Source organism: Hymenobacter psychrotolerans DSM 18569 (assembly GCF_900142395.1).
In the GTDB taxonomy this organism is placed as follows: domain Bacteria; phylum Bacteroidota; class Bacteroidia; order Cytophagales; family Hymenobacteraceae; genus Hymenobacter; species Hymenobacter psychrotolerans.
This window is the reverse complement of record NZ_FRAS01000027.1, coordinates 1-19,800: the sequence shown is the minus strand read 5'-3', so window position 1 is coordinate 19,800 and position 19,800 is coordinate 1. Positions and strand designations below refer to the sequence as shown.

Annotated in this window: 14 protein-coding genes and 1 pseudogene; 11 read left to right on the top strand and 4 right to left on the bottom strand. The window is 61.2% G+C overall.

The features are described 5' to 3' along the window. Positions 1–31 precede the first annotated feature (31 nt). The 11 genes from BUE15_RS18340 to BUE15_RS22650 all read left to right on the top strand — a co-directional run bounded on the left by BUE15_RS18340 (position 32) and on the right by BUE15_RS22650 (position 17,109). Positions 32–961 (top strand): replication initiation protein, encoded by a 930-nt coding sequence (locus BUE15_RS18340; protein ID WP_073288283.1) that lies wholly within the window; start codon positions 32–34, stop codon positions 959–961. A gap of 94 nt (positions 962–1,055) precedes the next feature. Further along, the gene (locus BUE15_RS18335; RefSeq protein WP_073288281.1) at positions 1,056–1,388 is read left to right on the top strand and encodes a DUF6660 family protein; all 333 of its coding nucleotides are present in this window, start codon (positions 1,056–1,058) and stop codon (positions 1,386–1,388) included. Positions 1,389–1,579: 191 nt separating this feature from the next. Beyond that, on the top strand, positions 1,580–5,983 hold the full coding sequence (locus BUE15_RS18330) for a CusA/CzcA family heavy metal efflux RND transporter (protein WP_073288279.1): 4,404 nt from the start codon (positions 1,580–1,582) through the stop codon (positions 5,981–5,983). Positions 5,984–6,014: 31 nt separating this feature from the next. Next, positions 6,015–7,205, top strand: coding sequence for an efflux RND transporter periplasmic adaptor subunit (locus tag BUE15_RS18325; protein WP_084549171.1), 1,191 nt, complete (start codon positions 6,015–6,017; stop codon positions 7,203–7,205). A gap of 2 nt (positions 7,206–7,207) precedes the next feature. After that, positions 7,208–7,654: a Fur family transcriptional regulator gene (locus tag BUE15_RS18320; protein WP_073288326.1), complete on the top strand. Its 447-nt coding sequence runs from the start codon at positions 7,208–7,210 to the stop codon at positions 7,652–7,654. A 68-nt stretch (positions 7,655–7,722) separates the two neighbouring features. Next, positions 7,723–8,337 carry a hypothetical protein gene (locus BUE15_RS18315; RefSeq protein ID WP_073288277.1) on the top strand — a complete coding sequence of 205 codons (615 nt, stop codon included), beginning with the start codon at positions 7,723–7,725 and terminating at the stop codon, positions 8,335–8,337. Positions 8,338–8,385: 48 nt separating this feature from the next. Next, positions 8,386–10,506 carry a heavy metal translocating P-type ATPase gene (locus tag BUE15_RS18310; protein ID WP_073288275.1) on the top strand — a complete coding sequence of 707 codons (2,121 nt, stop codon included), beginning with the start codon at positions 8,386–8,388 and terminating at the stop codon, positions 10,504–10,506. 85 nt (positions 10,507–10,591) lie between these two features. Further along, positions 10,592–11,194 (top strand): hypothetical protein, encoded by a 603-nt coding sequence (locus tag BUE15_RS18305; protein ID WP_139252415.1) that lies wholly within the window; start codon positions 10,592–10,594, stop codon positions 11,192–11,194. A 594-nt stretch (positions 11,195–11,788) separates the two neighbouring features. Next, positions 11,789–14,164 carry a M4 family metallopeptidase gene (locus tag BUE15_RS18300; RefSeq protein ID WP_084549170.1) on the top strand — a complete coding sequence of 792 codons (2,376 nt, stop codon included), beginning with the start codon at positions 11,789–11,791 and terminating at the stop codon, positions 14,162–14,164. 168 nt (positions 14,165–14,332) lie between these two features. Then, the gene (locus BUE15_RS18295) at positions 14,333–14,773 is read left to right on the top strand and encodes a hypothetical protein (protein WP_073288270.1); all 441 of its coding nucleotides are present in this window, start codon (positions 14,333–14,335) and stop codon (positions 14,771–14,773) included. Between the two features lie 20 nt (positions 14,774–14,793). Then, positions 14,794–17,109 (top strand): T9SS type B sorting domain-containing protein, encoded by a 2,316-nt coding sequence (locus tag BUE15_RS22650; protein ID WP_084549169.1) that lies wholly within the window; start codon positions 14,794–14,796, stop codon positions 17,107–17,109. Positions 17,110–17,232: 123 nt separating this feature from the next. Here BUE15_RS22650 and BUE15_RS18285 read toward each other — a convergent pair whose 3' ends face one another. The 4 genes and pseudogenes from BUE15_RS18285 to BUE15_RS18270 form a co-directional block, all read right to left on the bottom strand. Continuing rightward, the gene (locus BUE15_RS18285; RefSeq protein ID WP_073288266.1) at positions 17,233–17,862 is read right to left on the bottom strand and encodes a recombinase family protein; all 630 of its coding nucleotides are present in this window, start codon (positions 17,860–17,862) and stop codon (positions 17,233–17,235) included. A gap of 318 nt (positions 17,863–18,180) precedes the next feature. Continuing rightward, positions 18,181–19,059: pseudogene (locus tag BUE15_RS18280) on the bottom strand (IS3 family transposase); the annotation flags it as partial. Next, positions 19,050–19,334, bottom strand: a complete 285-nt coding sequence (locus BUE15_RS22400; protein ID WP_073288264.1) for a transposase — start codon at positions 19,332–19,334, stop codon at positions 19,050–19,052. The gene BUE15_RS22400 and the pseudogene BUE15_RS18280, both read right to left, overlap by 10 nt. Before the next feature lie 7 nt (positions 19,335–19,341). Next, positions 19,342–19,800 (bottom strand): ISAs1 family transposase (locus BUE15_RS18270; RefSeq protein WP_139252413.1); only part of this gene is annotated, 459 nt, incomplete at its 5' end.

Below are 19,800 nucleotides of genomic sequence, written 5' to 3'. Positions count from 1 at the left end.
TGTTTGCTTTGTATCACCACAGTAGCTGCGTATGGCCGCGCCCGAATCCACCGTCCCGATAGAAATTCGGCAGCACAACGCGCTGACGACGGCGCGCTACGAGATGAGTGCCTGCGAGATGGACATCGTCTTTTCGCTGCTCTCCAAGCTCACCAAGCAGGACAAGTCCGGCACCATCTATGAAATCCGGGTGCAGGAGCTGATGGAGCTGACGGGTCGGACCTGGAACTACAAGCAGCTGCTCGAATCCACTGAGAACCTCAACAGCCGGGTCTACCACATCGAGACGGGCAAAACCTTGCTGCAAGTGAGTCTGCTGGCCTCGGCCCTGTACCGCAAGGGCGAGGGCACCATTGAGCTGGAGATATCCGAGCGCATGCGGCCCTTCCTGATAGACCTGAAGAGTAACTTCACGTCTTACCGCCTACAGGCTGCCTTTAGCCTGAGCAGCAAGTACGCTAAGCGCATCTACCAGCTGGCCTCGCAGTGGAAGGACATCGGCGAAACCAAGACCTACTCGCTGGATGAGTTTAAGGGCATGCTCAAGCTCAAGGACCCCGCAGGTAAAGAGCCCGAGCAGTACGCCCAGATTTCCTCGCTGCAGAAGTACGTGCTCGACGTGGCCACCACGCAGATAAACGAGCACACTGACCTGCGCATCAAGTACGAGCTGCTCAAGAAAGGCCGCTCCTTCCAGAGCATCAAGTTCTACGTCAACACCCAAGTGCCCCAGCAGTTGCCCATCCCCTTCGAACTGGAGGCCGATGATGCCAAGGTGCAGCTGGCCCGCAAGCACCTCGAAACCTTGGGCGTTCAGGAGCCCAAGCTGGTGCAAGACATTCTGCAGTCGCCCAAGCACGTGGATGCCTTATTTGCCTTTATCTACAAGCTGAAGACGGATAAAATCAAGGCGACGAAGAACCCCGGTGGCCTTTTTTTAAAAATGCAGGGTCTTCGCTAAGACTGTGAGACTTTTGTTGTTTCAGGAACCTTTGCCTGCATGAACTGGTAAAAGCCGTACCTGACAATTTCCCATTGTCGCTACCTTTGCCCCGATGCGTCTGCTGTCCCTATTTTTCGCCTTTTACTTCGCCTGCCTGTCGACCATGACGTGCACGGACGAGGTAGCGGTGTGCCAGGACCAACAGCAAACCACCACCGTCGCCGCGGCCTGGCACGCCGACTGCGGCACCGACGCCCTGGGCGACTGGTGCTCGCCGCTCTGCCAGTGCCACTGCTGCGGGGGCGTCGTCATCGGTTTAACTCAGCCTCCCGTGGGGGACTACCCTCTCGCGGTGGAATGGGGCAGCAGCCCCCAGCACGGCCCGCTGGTCGTGGCGGCCCCCACGCGGGCCTTGGGCACCATCTGGCAACCGCCCAGAGCCTAACCCCTCCCCTATTTCCTGCTGACTTCCCGCCCGGGTCGCCTGCTGCCGCGTGCAGTCGGGTCACCGGGCCGCCGGGCGCATTGCGTTTTGCCATAAGTCATTCCGTCCAGCCCGCTTCCGCTCTTCGCAGCCGAAGCCGCCGGGCCGCAGGGTGTTTTTCGGAAGCGTTAGACTTAACCCCATCGCCACGGATGTTCGACCGGCTGATTCATTTTTCCATTCACAACAAGCTCATCATCGGGATTCTGACCCTGGCCCTGGTGGCCTGGGGCGGCTACTCGTTGAGCCGGCTGCCGATTGACGCGGTGCCCGACATCACCACCAACCAGATTGTCGTCTACACGGTGGCCCCGTCATTAGCCGCCAGCGACATCGAGCGCCTCGTTTCTTTCCCCGTCGAGCAGAGCCTGGCTACCATCCCCGGCCGCGAGGAAGTGCGCTCCTTTTCCCGCTTTGGCCTCTCGGTGGTCACCATCGTCTTCGAGGACAAAATTGACATCTACTGGGCCCGCCAGCAGGTCGGTGAGCGGCTGCGCGAAGCGGAAAGCCAGATTCCGGCCAGCATCGGCCGGCCGGAAATGGCCCCTGTCAGCACCGGCCTGGGCGAGGTGTACCAGTACCTGGTGCGCGCCAAGCCTGGCTACGAGAAGAAGTACGACGCCCGCGAGCTGCGCACCATTCAGGACTGGATAGTGCGCCGCCAGCTGCTGGGCACGCCCGGCGTGGCCGACGTGGCCAGCTTCGGCGGTCAGCTCAAGCAGTTCGAAATCCGGCTGGACCCCACCCGCCTGCGCTCGCTGAACGTCACCACCGAGCAGGTCTACCAGGCCGTGTCACGCAACAACCAGAACGCCGGGGGTGCCTACCTCGACCAAAAGCCCACCGCCTACTTCATCCGCACCGAAGGCCTGGCCGAAAACGCGGCCGACCTGGGCAACATCGTGGTGCGCAACACTGCCGGCGGCATGCCGGTGCTCGTGCGCGACGTGGCCGACGTGCGCCTGGGCTCGGCCGTGCGCTACGGGGCCATGACCCGCAACGGGGAAGGCGAAGTAACCGGCGGCATCGTGCTCATGCTCAAGGGGGCCAACGCCAACGATGTCATCAAGGACGTGAAAACCCGCATGCTGACGGTCGAGAAATCCCTGCCTGAGGGCGTGGCCATCGACGTGTACCTCGACCGCTCCGAGCTGGTGGGCCGGGCCATCGGCACGGTGAAAACCAACCTGATTGAGGGCGCCCTGATTGTGCTCTTCGTGCTCATCCTGTTCCTGGGCAACTGGCGGGCTGGACTGGTCGTGGCTTCCGTCATCCCGTTGGCCATGCTCTTCGCCATCGCCATGATGCGCCTGTTCGGCGTGTCGGGCAACCTGCTCTCGCTCGGGGCCATCGACTTTGGCCTGGTGGTAGATGGGGCCGTCATCATCGTCGAAGCCATCGTACACCGGCTGCACGGCGGGCAGCTGCGGGTAGCCGGCAACCGCCTGAGCACCGACCAGATGAACGAGGAAACCTACCACGCGGCCAGCAAAATCCGCTCTTCGGCCGCGTTCGGGGAAATCATCATCCTCATCGTGTACCTGCCGCTGCTGGCCCTGGTCGGCATCGAGGGCAAGATGTTCCGGCCCATGGCCCAGACCGTGGCTTTTGCCATCATCGGCGCCTTTATCCTGAGCCTGACCTACGTGCCCATGATGTCGGCGCTGGCCCTGAGCCGCTCGACGGAGGTGAAGCGCAACTTCTCCGACCGGATGATGAGCTGGCTCGAAGCCCGCTACCGCCCGGTGCTGGAATGGGCCCTGCGCCGCAAGGCCGTGGTGCTCACCTCGGCCGTTGCCCTCTTCGTGGGCTCGCTGCTGTTGTTCCGCACCCTGGGTGGCGAGTTCATTCCCCAGCTTTCGGAAGGAGATTTTGCGGTCGAACTGCGTACGCTCACGGGTTCCTCGCTGAGCTATACCGTGGACCGCAGCCTGCAGGCGGGAGCCATTCTCAAAAAGCAGTTTCCCGAAGTCAAGGAGGTGGTAGCCAAAATCGGCGCGGCCGAGATTCCCACCGACCCCATGCCGGTGGAAGCCGGGGACCTCATGATTATTCTGGAAAAGGACAAAGACAAATGGACTTCCGCGAGTACCCAGGAAGAGTTGGCGGAGAAGATGGCCGAAGCGTTGAGCGTGATTCCCGGCGTCACCTTCGGCTTCCAGCAGCCCATCCAAATGCGCTTCAACGAGCTGATTTCCGGCGCCAAGCAGGACGTCGTGCTTAAGATTTACGGCGAAGACCTACAGCAACTCTCCTCCTACGCCGAGCGGGCCGCCCGCCTGGTGCGCCAAGTTGAGGGCGCCGAAGACGTGTACGTGGAGCAGGTTACCGGCCTGCCCCAAATCGTGGTCAAGCTCGACCGCAACCGCCTGGCCCGCTTCGGCCTCAACGCCGAGGACGTGAATCGCACCGTGCAAACCGCCTTCGCCGGCCAGACCGCCGGCCAGCTCTTCGAGCAGGAGCGCCGCTTCGACGTGGTGCTCCGCCTGGCCCCCGAGCTGCGCCAGAACATCGGCAACGTGCGGCAGCTGCTGGTGGCCACGCCCGGCGGCGAACAAATTCCCCTGGAGCAAGTGGCCTCAGTGGACCTGCAGGAGGGCCCCAACCAGATTCAGCGCGACGACGCCAAGCGCCGCATCACGGTGGCCTTTAACGTGCGCGGTCGTGACGTGGAATCCGTCGTCACCGAGCTGCAGGGCAAAGTCGACCAGCAATTGAAGTTCGCTCCAGGCTACTACACGACCTATGGCGGGCAGTTCGAAAACCTGCGGCAGGCCTCCGAGCGCCTGAGCATCGCCGTGCCGGTGGCCCTGCTGCTCATTTTCGTGCTCTTGTTCTTCACGTTTAAGTCGCTTAAGCAGTCGGTGCTCATTTTCACGGCCATTCCACTGTCGGCCATCGGCGGGGTGCTGGCGTTGTGGCTGCGGGGCATGCCGTTTAGCATCTCGGCCGGCGTGGGCTTCATTGCCCTGTTCGGCGTCGCCGTGCTCAACGGCATCGTGCTCATCGGCTACTTCAACCAGCTCAAGGAGGAAGGCCAAACGGACGTCTACCAGCGCATCCTGGAAGGCACGCAGGTACGCCTGCGGCCGGTGCTGATGACGGCCACCGTCGCCTCGCTGGGCTTTCTGCCCATGGCCCTGTCGCAGTCGGCGGGTGCCGAAGTGCAGCGTCCCCTGGCCACCGTCGTCATTGGCGGGCTAGTCACAGCCACGCTGCTGACCCTGCTGGTGCTGCCGGTGCTCTACGCCCTATCCGAGCGCAAATCGGAACAAAAGGGCGAAGAAAAGCCCCGTCCTGTCTCGGCAATGCCGGTTTCGGTGGTGCTGCTCGTGCTCGGCACCTTGCTTGCCGCATTACCGGCCCGGGCCCAAGGTCCGATAACCTCCACCCAGGCCGTGGGCCAAGCCCTGCAGGCAAATGGCACGGTGCAGGCTGCCCAACGCTCCCTGGAAGCCCAGCAGGCCCTGCGGCGTACCTCCTTTGACGTGGGCCGCACGACCATCCTGGGCACGTACGGCCAGGTCAATTCCCCACTCTCCGACAACGTGCTGAGCATCGGCCAGTCGCTGGCCCTGCCCGGCTACTACCGAGCCCAGGCGGGATTGAGCCAGGCCCGCATTGGGGGCCAGGAGCAGCAGCTGGCCCAGGTCCAGGCCGAGGTGCGCCGGCAGGTGCGCCTGAGCTACGAGCGGGCGGTGCACGCCCGCCACCGACTGCGCACGCTGCGCGGGCAGGACAGCATCTACACCGAGTTCCTGCGCGCGGCCCAGCTGCGCTTCAAGACCGGCGAAGTGGCCCGCCTGGAGCCGGCCAACGCCCTGATTCAGCAAGGCGAAACCCAGAACCAGCTCGCCCAGGCCCGGGCCGACTACACCATTGCCCGGCGCCAGCTGCAGGCCCTATTGCAGACCACTCAGCCGGTGGCCATTGCCGATAGCATCCTGCGCCTGTTGCCCGCCCCGGTGGCTTCTGCGGATACAGCGGCGTTGGCCGCCACGCCCCAAGCGCGGGTTCTCCAACAGCAGGTTGCCGAGCGCCGGGCGGAAACCCGCGTGGAACAGGCCCAGGGCTTGCCGCAGGTAACGGTGGGTTACACCAATCAGTCGCTGCGGGGCACTTATGAGATAGATGGGCAAACCTCGACGTACGGCACCGGCGACCGGTTCCAGAGCGTGCAGGCCGGCCTGGCTATCCCGCTGCTGCGCGGGCCGCAGAAAGCCCGCGTGCAGGCCGCCAAGCTGCAGGAGCAAGTGGCCACGACCACCTACCAGCGCTACCAGGCCGAAGCCGCCGCCCAGTTGGATGAGCTGCGCCTGCGCCTGCAGGAGCAGCAGCGGCGGGTGCAGTTCTACGAGCAAACCGGCCTGCCCCAGGCCGCCGTCATCGTGCGCCTGAGCCAGCGGGCCTACAAGGCCGGCGAAACCACCTACTCCGAGCTGCTGCTCAACCTGGAGCGCGCCCTGAGCGTGCGCACGGCCTACCTCGACGCCGTGCTCCAGCACAACCAAACCGCTATTGACCTGGACTACCTGCTCGGCACCGCGGCCCAGTAAGGTGTTCTCCATCTCCCTGACTTGAATTACCATGAATAAGATTGCATCCCTGGTACTACTTGTGGCCCTGACTTTTCAGGTAGGCTGCAGTGCCGATAAGAAAGAAAGCGCTGACGCGGAGTCCGCCACCGAAGTCAAAGGAGCCGGCGGTGAAGCCCGTGAGGCGGAGAGCGAAGAAGCGTCCGACGTCGTTACGCTCTCGGCGGCCGAACAGCAGGCTGTGGGCCTAAAAACCGCCCGCCTGACCGACCGGCCCATGGGCGCGGGATTGGCCGTGACGGGCACCCTGGACGTGCCGCCGGAAAGCACCGTGCGCATCACGGCCCCGTTAGGGGGCTTCGTGGAGAACACCGAATTGCTGCAGGGCGCCCGCGTCCGCAAGGGCGAGGTGCTGGCCACCATCCGCAACCCCGAGTTCGTGGCCCTGCAGCAGGACTACCTCGAAACCCGCGCCCGCCTCGACTACGCCCGCACCGAGCTGGCCCGCCAAAAGGAGCTCTACGAGCAGGAGGTGGCCCCCCAGAAAAATTACCAGCGTGCCCAGGCCGACTACCGAGCCCTGCAGGTGCAAACTTCTGCCCAAGCCGCCCGGCTGCGGCTGGCGGGCTTGCCCGTGGGCGGGCGCATCGTGACCACGGCCAGCATCCGCGCCCCGCGGGCCGGCTTCGTGCGCACCGTCAACGTGACCGTGGGGCAGGCCGTGACGGCCACCGACGCCATGTTTGAAATCGTGGACCCCGAGCACCTCCATGTCGAACTTACCGTGTTTGAGCGCGACGTGGCCCGGGTGCAGAAAGACCAATTGATTCGCTTCACGCTGGCCAGTGACTCCACCGGCTCCCGGCGCGAACGCACGGCCCGCGTCTATCTGGTGGGCAAGGCCATCGGCGAGGACCGCACCGTGCGCGTGCACGGCCATTTGGACCAGGAAAACGACCCCATGCTGCTGCCCGGCCTCTACGTCCGGGCCATGATTGAAACCGGCCGCACGCAGGCGCCCACCCTGCCCGACGCGGCCCTGGTGCGCTTTGAAGGCAAGAACTACGCCTTCGCCGTGGAAGCCCCCGGGCGCTACCGCCTAGTGCCCGTCACCCTGGGCCGCAGCGAGGACAACTTCACCGAAGTCACCCTGCCGGAAGGGGTACCAGCCACCACCACCTTCGTCACGGACGGCGCCTACTCGCTGCTGGCCAAGATGAAAAACGCGGAAGAGGAAGAATAATGATGGCCCATCCCCTCGAAGACACCTTGATTGCGAAGCAGATTGCGCCCACGGCCATGCGCCTGCTGGTGCTCGACGTGCTGATGAAACAGTCGGCAGCGCTGAGCCTGACCGACGTGGAGGAACTGCTCAAGCATGCTGACCGCATCACGGTGCACCGCACCCTGAAAACCTTTACCGACAAGGGCCTGGTGCACCGCATCGAGGACGGCAGCGGCGCCGTCAAGTTCGCCCTGTGCGAGCCCGGCTGCACACCCGAGCAGCACCAGGATTTGCACGTGCATTTCTTCTGCACTAAATGCCGGGAAACCAGCTGCCTGCCCGCCGTGCCCGTCCCGGCCATTGCCCTGCCCGGCGCTTACCAGGTGCAGGAAACCAGCCTCGTGATGAAGGGCCTCTGCCCGCGCTGCGCGGGCAACTCGCCAACCCCCGCCCAAACAATGCAATAGCATTGCATCGTCCGGCTCCCGAGGTTTGTCCTCGTAACCGGCGGTGCGCTTTCCCTGACCCGCTTCCCATGCTTGAACTCCTCACCGGTGCCCTTGTGCTAAGCCTGCTCCACGCCGCCATTCCCAACCACTGGGCCCCGGTGCTGGCCGTGGCACGGGCGGAGGGCTGGCCGTTGCGGCGGGCGGTGGGGGTGACGCTGGTGGCTGGCCTCGCCCACGTGCTGAGCACCGTGGGCATTGGGCTGGCCCTGGGCCTGCTCGGGTGGCGCCTCTCGGCCCGCTTCGAGCAGTTCGCCGGCTGGGTAGCGCCACTGCTGCTCATCGTCATTGGCCTGCTCTACTCCTTTTCCGGCCCCGGCCACGCTCACCCCGACCCGCGGCCGCTCAGCCGCCGGACGCCGCGCCGGCGGGTGGTGCTGGGGCTGGCGGCGACCATGTTCCTGGCCCCCTGCCTGGAGATTCAGACCTTTTTTCTTGCCGCCGGCACCCACGGCTCGGCGGCCCTGGCCCTGCTCATGAGCTTGTACCTGCTGGCGTCCGTGTCGGCCATGTGCGCGCTGGTGGCCCTGGCCCACCGCAGCCTGGGCCGCCTCAACGTGGACGGACTCGCTCACCACGAGCGGCGCCTGACCGGCGCGGTGCTCGTGCTGGTGGGCGTGGCCGGCTTTTTCGTGGACTGGTAGCTGCCGGCTGGCCGCTGCCCCATTTTTTAACATGACGTTCCTTTTCCTATGCCTGACCCAACCTCCTCCAATACCGACGAAGAGCTCAACACCGCCAAGCAGGTGAAGCTCGAAAACGTCGGCGCCCTCAGCCGCGAGCAACTCACGCCCGAAGCCGCCGCCGAGCCCGAAGGGCACGACGTGCCGGGTCACGACCACGCCGGACATGACCACCCCGCCGGCAAAAAGGTAGTGGACCTGGCCGGCAAGGCTGCCGACGAGCACGCCGGCCACGACCACGCCAGCGGCGACGACCATGACCACGGGCAGGTGGGGGCAAACCCCTACCTCTGGCCCGGCATGAGCCTGGCGCTGCTGCTGGGCGGCCTGGCCCTCGACTACTACGACGTGGCCTGGTTTACTTCCTACGTGCGCCTGGCCTGGTACGGAGTGGCCTTTCTGCTGGTGGGCTGGAAAGTGCTGAAAGCCGCCGTCCTCAGTATTCCCAGCGGCAACGTGTTCAATGAGTTTCTGCTCATGAGCATTGCCACGCTCGGGGCCTTTGCCATCGGGGAGTACCCGGAGGGCGTGGCCGTGATGCTGTTCTACACCGTGGGGGAGCTGTTCCAGGACGCAGCCGTGAACCGCGCCAAGCGCAGCATCCGCGCCTTGCTCGAAATTCAGGCCACGGAAGTCACGGTGCTCCGCGGCGGCCAGTCGCTGGTGCTCGACCCCAAGCAGGTGCAGCTGGGCGACACCATCGAGGTGAAGCCCGGCGAGAAAGTGGCCCTGGACGGCACCCTGGTGAAGGGTCCGGCCTCCTTCAACACGGCGGCGCTCACCGGCGAGTCCGCCCCGCAAACCAAGCAAATGGGCGAGGTGGTGCTGGCCGGGATGATAAATCAGGAGTCGCTGGCGCAGGTGCTGGTGACGGCCACCTACCAGGACACCAAGCTGGCCAAGATTCTGGCCATGGTGCAGGACGCGGTGGGCCGCAAGGCCAAGACCCAGCAGTTCATCACCAAATTCGCCAAGGTCTACACGCCCATCGTCGTAGCCCTGGCCGTGCTGCTGGTGCTGGTGCCCTACTTCGTGGTCGACGACTACGTGTTCCGCACCTGGCTGTACCGGGCGCTGGTGTTCCTGGTGATTTCCTGCCCCTGCGCGCTGGTCATCAGCATTCCGCTGGGCTACTTCGGCGGCATTGGCGCGGCGTCCAAAGCGGGCATCCTCTTAAAAGGCTCCAACTTCCTGGACGTGCTACGTGAAATTGACACCGTGGTGATGGATAAGACGGGCACGCTCACGCAGGGCGTGTTTGCGGTGCAGCAGGTGCAGCCGGCCCCCGGCGTGGACCCGGCCCAACTGCTGCGGCTGGTGGGCGCGCTGGAAACCAAATCCACCCACCCCATTGCCAAAGCCGTGGTGCTGCACGTGGGGGCGGCGGCCACGGGAGTACCCGTGGAGAACGTCGAGGAGATTTCCGGGCACGGCCTGCGCGGGCGCGTGGACGGCCGCGACGTGCTGGCCGGCAACACCAAGCTGCTCACCAAGTTCATCGTGGCTTACCCAGCTGAAGTCGACCAGGTGTTTGACAGCATCGTGGTGGCCGCCATTGATGGCAAGTACGCCGGCTACCTGACTGTGGCCGACGCGCCCAAGGCCGACGCCGAGCAAACCGTGCGCGAACTGCGGGCCGACGGCATCACCAAAATCGTGATGCTCTCCGGCGACAAGGACAGCATCACGCAGCGCGTGGCCAAGGAACTGGGCATCGACGAGGCCCACGGCGGGCTGCTGCCCGAAGACAAAGCCCGCTACGTGCAGCAGTACCTCGACGCGGGCCGCAAGCTGGCCTTTGTGGGCGATGGGGTAAACGATGCGCCGGTAGTGGCCCTGGCCGACGTGGGCATTGCCATGGGCGGGCTAGGCTCGGACGCCACCATTGAAACCGCCGACGTGGTGATTCAAACCGACCACCCCAGCAAGATTGCCACCGCCCGGCGCATTGCCCGCGCCACGCACTCGGTGGTGTGGCAGAACATCTGGCTGGCCTTTATCGTGAAAGCCGTGGTGCTGGCCCTGGGCGCCGGCGGCCTAGCCACCATGTGGGAAGCGGTGTTTGCCGACGTCGGAGTCGCCCTGTTGGCCATCCTCAACGCCGTGCGTATTCAGCGCATGAAGTTTTAAGCCCAACCGGTGAGCGGCCCGTTTGCGGCGCGAAAGAGGTATCTTTCGTGATTCTATCTTCTCCCTAATTTATCCGATGTTGTTCATGCGTTTTCCCTTCGTTTATATCCTGTGTGTTGGTTTGGCCCTTGTTTCCTCGGGGTGTAAAAAGGTGTGCGACACCGACGACATCCCCCAGTATTCGCTAACCCCCGGCCTGCGGGCCTGGACGGCGCCTTATCCAAAAGATGCCGTGCTGCGGTTTCGCAACGCCACCACCGGCTACGTGCGCAGCTACCGCGTGACCGAGGCCGAGAACAAAATGGATGGGGTCGGCGCAGGCGTGAACCCCTGTCCTACGTATAACCAGGAGTTTACCTCGCATATTCTTCAGCGAACTGATTCCACGGGCAACAGCGAGAACAAGTCCATGCAACTGTATACAGTGGTGGCAGGCAACACGACCCGGGTTCAATCCCGGTTTAACATTGGAAACACGTCGGTGAGTCTGCCCCTTAAGGAAGTGGAAGACGGCACCCAATCCCTTTCGCCCGCCACCTTTGCCGGCCGCACCTACCCGGCAGTTTTGGGTGGCACGACTTCCCTGGCCGGGAGCGGTTCCAGAGTGGTCGTCACGCTGTACATGACAAAGGCTGAGGGGCTCATCCGATTCGAGGAGCGCGGCGGCACGGTTTGGGACCGTCAGTAAAGCGCAAAGCCTCATCAACAGACCTGAGCGAATGTTGTACAGGACCCGCTTTTCTTTCCGAGCCAGAGTGCGCCACCTAATTCCATGGTCGGCCAGCTTACTGTTGGTTAATGTAAGCAGCTAGAGCTGCTGAGAGGATACCGACGAGTAAAGGCAATCCGTCCATACCAATGTGAACAGTGCCCTCCAACCGGCTATCCTCAACGTCATTCGCTCCCAGCACCTAGACTTTGGCCTGTCTTAAAAGTTTGGTCCAAAAATCGCTTTTGCGGATTGTGCGGTCTCTGTAGTTCATAATTGCTCTTATCTCCACCAAGCCATGAGGTAGCAGGATAATAAGTTGTTAAATATTTATATGAAATAGTTATTGTAATAGAAATAGTTAATACTTTCGAGCCTCTACTCCGCTCCCTTATCCTGCACACCTATTGCCAGCATTCGCGTCGCCTTCCTCTCCAGGAAGGTGCGGAGCTGGCTTTTTTGTGTTTTGATACATCTGTTTTTGCATACCAAGTTGCAAAGTGGTAGCAGGGTTGTCGAAATATTTTGCTGAAAACTTCATCATTTCTTTCTTCACCCTAACCCAATCCCTTCATGCTTACTTCTACCAAATGCTGTTTATCAATGCGTTTGTTTGCACTCCGACCCCCGAAACTTACCCTGCTGGTAGGTGGCTTGTTAAGTCTGAGTGTGCATTCCAGTATGGCGCAGTTCCAGGCCAGAAAAGGAGTCACCGCGCCCTATCCAAAAGAGAAAATCAGTCAGTTAGCAAAGGAGGTGAGAGCTGACGGCTGGATCCTTTTTAAGGAAACATTAAAGGAAAAGCCCCAAGAGATTGCAGGCAAACACAAGGAAGCGCTTGGTTTGGGATCAGCGGATGAACTCCAAGCTACTGAGGCGTTGACTGACGAGTTGGGCATCACCCGTTACCGATACACTCAGTACCACGGAAAATGGCCTGTCCAAGGAGCAGACTTCAGTATTTACGGAAAAGCGGAAAAGTCACTTTTCGCTAACGGGCGACTGGTTCAGACGCTCCCCTCCCCGCAAGTTCCGGCCGTGACGGAGAGCCAGGCGCTTGCGACGGCATTGGCCAATGTTCCAGCCAAGCGATACCTATGGCAGGACCTGCGCCAAGAACAACAATTACGCATCTCCAAGCGCGACTCCTCAGCCACCAATTATCCGAAGGGGCAAATACTATATGCCCTAACAGCCAATGACGGTAACGCCGAGGGTACTATCCATCGCTTAGCCTACCGCTTTGACATCATGCGGTTGGATCCGGAAGCTTACGAGGCGGTATACATCGATGCTATTACGGGCCGCTTGCTGCGGATTTCCTCGTTAATGAGCAATGGTAGCTGCCAAGATAATCAAGTTGATACCTGGTATAACGGCAACCGGTATGTAGGCACTTGGTGGGATAGCAACTCAAATAACTTTAAGCTCCAGGACTTTTGCCGCGGGGGCTATATCTACACTAAATACAGTGATGGCACAGGCTCTTCGGCCAGCGAGTTTGCCAACGGGTACTTTATTACGGCCAGTGGCAGCGAGAACAACGCGCTGAACACTAATTGGAACTGGGATTTTAAAGCAAAGTCGGCCGCTACGGCCCATTACGGAGTTCAAGCTGCCCACTACTTCTTTAAAACCGAATATGGGCGCAACGGGCCTGCCAATCGCAACCGTGACATTCGCGTGGCAGTGAATAACCTCCAAAACAATGCCTATTACTACCAGCTGAATGATGCCGATTACATCGTGGTTGGGCGCTGGTACCGGAATGGCGCAAATGGTAGAAGCTTAGCCGAGACAGACGTCATGGCCCATGAGTTCACTCACGGGGTAGTAAAAACCTCGGCTGGTCTGGACGGTGGAGAAGCAGATGCGCTCAACGAATCGTTCGGCGACATTTTCGGCGAAATGGTCGAGCGCTACAACAATTCAAATAACCACGACTGGCGGGTAGGAGCCAATGCCGGATTGGGGCGCGCTTTCGCTCGCGAGGTGGATCCGTTCACCTCACAAGCACAGGTGTATCAAGGAGATGGCTGGGATTTCGGCGGTGGACCGCATCGGAATGGTGGTGTGCAGAATCGCTGGTTCTATCTGCTCTCAGTAGGGGCAGCACCTAGCTCCGGTGTTTACATTCCCGCAATCGGTGAGGACAAGGCGGCCCGTATTGCCTACCGTAACCTCACCCGCTATCTGGGGTCTAATTCAAACTACGCCAACGCACGTGCCGGAGCCATTCAGGCCGCGACAGATCTGTACGGGGCCTGCTCGATCGAGGTTATTGCCACTACTAACGCTTGGGCAGCCGTGGGCGTCGGGAGCAGTACATCCCCTAATTGCGCCGCCCAAATCACTGGCTCCCCGCAGTTTTGCGTCGAGAATGGGTCCAGTGTATACGCTGAGTACCGGGTGCAAACCTCACCGGGAGCCACGAAGACCTGGTCGGTTGATAACCCAGCTTTCGGTTTCTCGCAAATCGGGCAAGTGGATTATGCCGTTTTAACCCAGATACCCTCGTATGCTGATGCGGCCACGCTCAGTGTTTACGTTCAGTACCCAAATCCGGCAGCCAACGTTTGGCGCTACTATTCGCTCAGCACCCTAATATGCAATCCCCAGCCTCCCTATTGCCCGCCGGGGCAGATATGTGAAATACAGGTTCAGCAGCGGCAGCAGCAAGCGGCAAGTGGCGGGGCGACCGGCCAAGAGGTTGCTGTTTTCCCCAATCCGGCTGACGCCTTCATGACCTTGGACCTGGCTGTACCAACCGCTACTCCTACTACGGTCAGCATTAAGGACATGCTGGGTCGAACACTCCACATTCAGCAAGTTGCGCCTGGGCAGCGAATGGTTTCTCTTGATGTGTCCCAGCTACCAGCTGGCTCCTTTATCGTAACCATCGCGACGACATCGGGTACGACGGCAAAACGCATTCAGATTAGCCGTTAGGAATTGGCTGGCTTCTCGCTAAAGCGCGTTAACTTATAAGTACTGCCGCGTAAATCATGCGTGGTGGTACTTATAAGTTACCAGCTAGACCGGCGACGCAACCATTATCACCGGAAATAAATCACGCTTTTGAAGCCAGGTCAATGGCTTCAATTAACCCCCGCTCATATGAAATCACTCTGTATTTTGATGGCCAGCCTCTGGTGTCTAGCCGGATGCAAGAAAGAAGCCGCCGTGGCCCCTAGCATCGATGCGGCGTTCAACCAGTCGGTAACATTGCGCTACCAGCAACGCGCGGCCTTGCCCAATCAGGGTACTCCGGAACTGACTGTCACGGTCGATGACGTGGTGGACACCCGCTGCCCTGAGGGAGTGAATTGCTTGCAACCGGGTGATGTGCAAACCGTGCTTGGCGTCCGGGACCAGAACGGCACGGGTCAGGTCTTAACCTTGCAACTGGAAGGGCGCTCCAGTAGTGTCGATTCGACGGCGGTGCAGGCCAACGGGCGACAGTATACAATCGTGCTGCAGGAAGTCACACCCTACCCGAAAACGACGGACGTAGCAAAAAAGGATAAGCGTGTGGTGCTTGTTGTCAAGCGCCGCTAACATCCCAGTCCGACGAACTAATGCTTCCGACCTGCGCAAAGCTGTTGTTGGCCCTGCCCCATGGAGTGGTTTCCTGTCTGCGGCGCTGCTTGCTTACGGGACTAGGCGTTTTGCTGAGCTGGTGCGCCCACGCCCAGCTGGAGGCATCGCAATGGTACTTTGGGCGACAGGCCGGCCTAGACTTTCGGGCCGGGGAGCCCGTGGCTCTGACCAACGGGGCTCTTGATTCGGATGAAGGATGCAGCAGCAGGGCAGATAGCCTTGGCAACCTGCTGTTCTATACCAATGGGGTTACCGTCTGGAACCGGCAGCACCAAGTGATGGCGGGCGGCGCCAGTCTGCGGGGTAACACATCTACCACGCAGTGCCTAGTGGTGGCCCAACCGGGCAGCCGCTCTGTATATTATCTGTTCTCGCCGGATGAGGTAAGCCAAGGTGCAGGATTCCGCTATTCTGTTGTGGAGATGGACCGGCAGGGCGGATTGGGCGAGGTGGTCCGCCGCGACGTGTTGCTGCACCCAACCTCCACAGAGCGGGTGGCTGCTGTACCTCATGCAAACGGCCGCGACCTGTGGGTGATTGGCCACGAGCGCGATACTGACGTGTGCTTTGTCTATCTGCTAACCGCTCAGGGAGTAGTGAGTTTGCCGGTGCTGAGCCGCGACGGGTTTGTTCACCAGCGGGTGCAGGCCATCGGCCAACTTAAGGCCTCGCCGAACGGACGTCGCCTCGCCCTAGCTGCCGGGACCGTCAACCCCCAGCAGACCCAAGGCATTCCCAGCGTCGAATTGCTAGACTTCGATCCGGCCACTGGTCGCATTAGCAACCCAGTGGTGCTGCCTCCAGCCCGTATCGCCAGCTACGGGGTGGAGTTCTCGCCAGACGGCACCCGGCTGTACGTGACCGACCCGTTTTTTGGGGCGCTTTTCCAGTACGACCTCACTGCGGCCAATATAGGTGCCTCGGTGGTGCCGATTCCGGTGGCACCGGGGCAAGCAGGCAGTACGCCCAGTGCCCTACAGCTCGGCCCGGATGGTCGCATTTACGTGGCACTCACCAACACTACCGTCCAGGCCGTGAGCGTAATCACGGAACCAAACAGCTTGGGTACGGCATGCGCCTATATAAACCAAGGCGTGAGCCTGAACGGGCGTCGGTCTGCCCTAGGTTTGCCTTCCTATGTGCAGCGCGACCTATGGCACTTTACCCTAAAAGGGAAGTGCCAAAACTCTCCTATTGCGTTTGCCTTCCCGGCTAGCTATGCCCCTGATTCAGTCAGGTGGGATTTTGGGGATCCTGCGTCCGGACCCCGCAATCTCTCCTCCCTATTAGCACCCACGCACACCTATTCCGCTCCAGGGCGTTATTTGGTAAGTCTTACCTTGTCACTGCCGGGGGGCTACATCTCCACCTTGCGACGCTACGTAGATGTGTTCCCTCTACCGCAGGTAAACATCGGACGTGATACTTCGCTGTGCCCCGGCAGCAGGCTTACATTGAATGCAACAACTGTTGGTGCCACTTACCGGTGGCAGGATGGTTCCACTACTGCTACCATTACCACAGACCGGACTGGTTGGTATTGGGTTGATGTCACTAGCGCAGCAGGCTGTACTACCCGCGACTCACTACGCATACGGGCAGCACCTGTACCTCGAGTCCGGTTAGGCGCTGATACGGTTCTCTGCGTGGGGACCTCGGTAATGCTTCAGCCCCGGTTGGTTGAGCTAGGGACACGCTACCGATGGCAAAATGGAGTGACAACTTCCGCCTTAATTGTAAATCAGCCTGGTATTTACTGGGTTGAAGGCACCAATGGGGCCGGGTGCAGTACGCGAGATTCCGTAAGGGTTTTCTACCTGGATCCTCCGACTGTCTATTTAGGCCGGGATACCACTTTGTGCAGTACGCCAGAGCAGCCTTTCATGCTTGACGCAACCCTGCCCGGCGTCCGGTATCGGTGGCAGGACGGCTCTACTGGGGCCACGTTCACCCCCGACCGTTCCGGCCGTTATTGGGTGAGAGTTTCTACCGATTTCTGTAGCGCCACTGACACAATCCTCGTTCGGTTGTATGAATGCCGCCAAAGCGTATTCGTTCCAAACATCATCACGCCGAATGGAGATGGGAAGAATGACGCTCTACAAGTAACAGGGCTTGGTACTGTGCCTTGGTCACTCGTTATTTATAACCGGTGGGGCAAACAAGTGTATGAGACTTCCAATTACCAGCAGAACTGGAGTGCCGATGGCTTAGCGGATGGAACGTATTTTTACTTACTCCGTCACGCGCAGTCCACTCAGCAGGTCAAAGGCTGGGTAGAGGTGCTCCGGTAGTCTTGCAGCTAACACTAATCTCTCTTGTCACGAAGTGAAGAGGAAATCTTGCCATGTAGTATTCTTGTAATAAGGCGGCTTCATACGTTCAATTCGGGGTTGAGTTAGTGACTGGACAAAGAATTACGGTAAGGCCTCGTCGCCCGCCTTGCTGGTAGGCACCATGGACTTTTCATTAATCTGGCAGCCAGCAAAGCGCAGGATTTTGTAGAGCGTGCGGCGGGAGCCAATCTGGAAGTAGGCCATCAGCTGGCGGGTGGACTGCTGGCCGGCCTCGTAGAGTTCCTTGACGGCGGGGGCCACTTTTTGGTAGCGTGGGGCCAAGCCCGGGGGCCGTCCGCCCTGGCGGCCGCGGGCACGCGCCGCCTGCAGCCCGGCGCGGGTGCGCTGCACGAGGACGTTGCGCTCGTGCTCGGCCAGGGCGCAAAAAATCTGGAACACGAGCTGGCCGCCCGGCGAGGTCGTGTCGATGGGGTCGTGCAGCGAAATCAAATGCAGCTGCCGACGGCTCAGGTCCTCAACCACTTCAATCAGGTGCTTGGTGGAGCGGCCCAGCCTGTCGAGCCGCCAGATGACGATGGTATCCCCCGCTCGCGCATACGCCAGCAGTTTTTCCCAATTGGGCTTGTGGGCCTGCACCCCCGAAACGGTGTCCGTATAGATATCGTCGCAGCCGGCGTGGCGCAAGGCGTCGAGTTGCAGGTCGAGCACTTGTTCCTGGGTGCTGACGCGGGCGTAGCCGAGTTTCTTCATAGTAAAAGGAGGGTGAACGGTACCGGAAAGAGGCGAAATGCGAATTTACGGTATCTTGATTGCGGAAACCAGTTTCCGGTACCGTCATTCGCTGGGTTAGGGGCGTGATCTTAGGCAGCGCCCGGTGGTACCGGAAAAGGGGCGTTTTCCGACCACCCTCCTTTTTTTGACTCGTCCTGAAAAAAGTTGACCGTTTGGTGGTAGTCCGCCTCCAGGGCTTACGCATCAAATTTAAGGAGCCGTTGCCCGGCCGTTTTGGCGGGCGCGGGTTAGGAGCTGAGTCATGTAGTTTGTACTACTCCCCAAAACCTGGACAGTTTAGACGGGGGTGGTTAAGCAAATTGGTTCGGGGTTGAAGGTAGGGGTTTGCGTGTAGATGGTGGCGGGCGTTTGGCCTTTGAGTGCCTGGTAGGGGCGGTGGTGGTTGTAGTAGGTGAAGTAGGCCTGCAGCTGCTGGTAGAGGTGGTGGCCGTCGTCGGCCGGGCTGAGGTAAACGCACTCCCACTTCACGGAGCGCCAGAGCCGCTCGACGAAGGCGTTGTCGGTAGCCCGGCCCCGGCCGTCGCGGCTGATCTGGCAACCGGCCGCCCGCAGTGCTTGCTCGAAGGCGGCGCTGGTGAACTGACTGCCTTGGTCGGAGTTGAAGATGTGCGGGGCCGGCTGCTGGCGCAGGGCTGTGGTCAGGGCGGCGAGGCAAAAGCCTACGTCCAGCGTGTTGCTCAGTTCCCAGCTGAGCACGTAGCGCGAGTGCCAGTCGAGCACGGCCACCAGGTAGAGAAAGCCGCGGGCCATGGGGATGTAGGTGATGTCGGTGCTCCACACCTCGTTCGGCGCCGTAATCACCCGCTCGCGCAACAGGTACGGGTAACGGGTGACGCCTTCGCCCGGCGCCGAGAGGCGCGGCTTGGGGTAGACCGCCTGCAGGCCCATCAGGCGCAGCAGCCGGCGTATGCGCTTCTCGTTGACGGGGTGGCCGTGCAGGCGCAAATGGTCGCGCATGCCCAGCACGCCCTTGAAGCTGTGGCGGGTGTACTCCTCGTCCAAGAGACGCATGAGCTGCAAGTTGAAGGCGCTTTCCCCGCACGGGCGGTAGTAGTAGCTGCTGCGCGCCAGGCCCACGGCTTGGCAGCGGGCCGCCACGCTGCCTTCGGCGCTGGCCTGCACGAGCACGCGTTGGGCGGCGCGGCTCACGGGCGCTGCATTTTTTTTAGCAGCTGGTTTTCCATCTGCAGCTTGCCAATGGCGGCGTAAAGCGGCTCGACGTCGGGAGCGACCGGAGCCGCGTTGGCCGGCTCGGCAAAGACCTGCGCCGCCTGCTCGCGCAACTGCTGCTTCCAGCGCGTAATCTGGCTGACGGAAAGCTGGTAGCGCGTGGCCAACTCGGCCAACGGCTGCCGCTCGGTCAGAGCGGCCAAGGCCACCTCGGCCTTGAACTCGGCCGTGAAGCGGCGACGGGTGCGTTTGGGGTTCATACATGGGCTAAGCTAGCCCATCTAAACTGTCCAACTTTTGGGGAGTACCACAGTTATCGTTCCAGCCCGCGTTCCGTCGTCGGGCCCGCAGGCTCCCAGGCTGATGTTTTCCCTGCTGCAGGAGGTTGAAAGCCAGCTTGCGCAAAACAGCAAAGTTGCGGGTCGCTACCTGGTCGCGACTGCGGGCCTCATCCTCGCGAAAGACGACATCCAGCACCCAATGCAGGCTGTTTTCGATGGCCCAGTGGCGGCGGATGGCTTGGATGAGCACGGCGGGGGCATCGGGGCAACTGCTTAGGTAGTAGCGCCACTCGACGTGCGTGCCTGGCTGGTGCTGCACCTGCCGAATGGTTTCGACCGCGATGATGGCCCGCAAGCCGGGCCAGGTGCGCAATCCGGCCAATTCCTCGCCCAGCGGCAGCACCCAGGCCCGGCGGCGTACCCAACGGCCGTGGCGGCGGTCAAA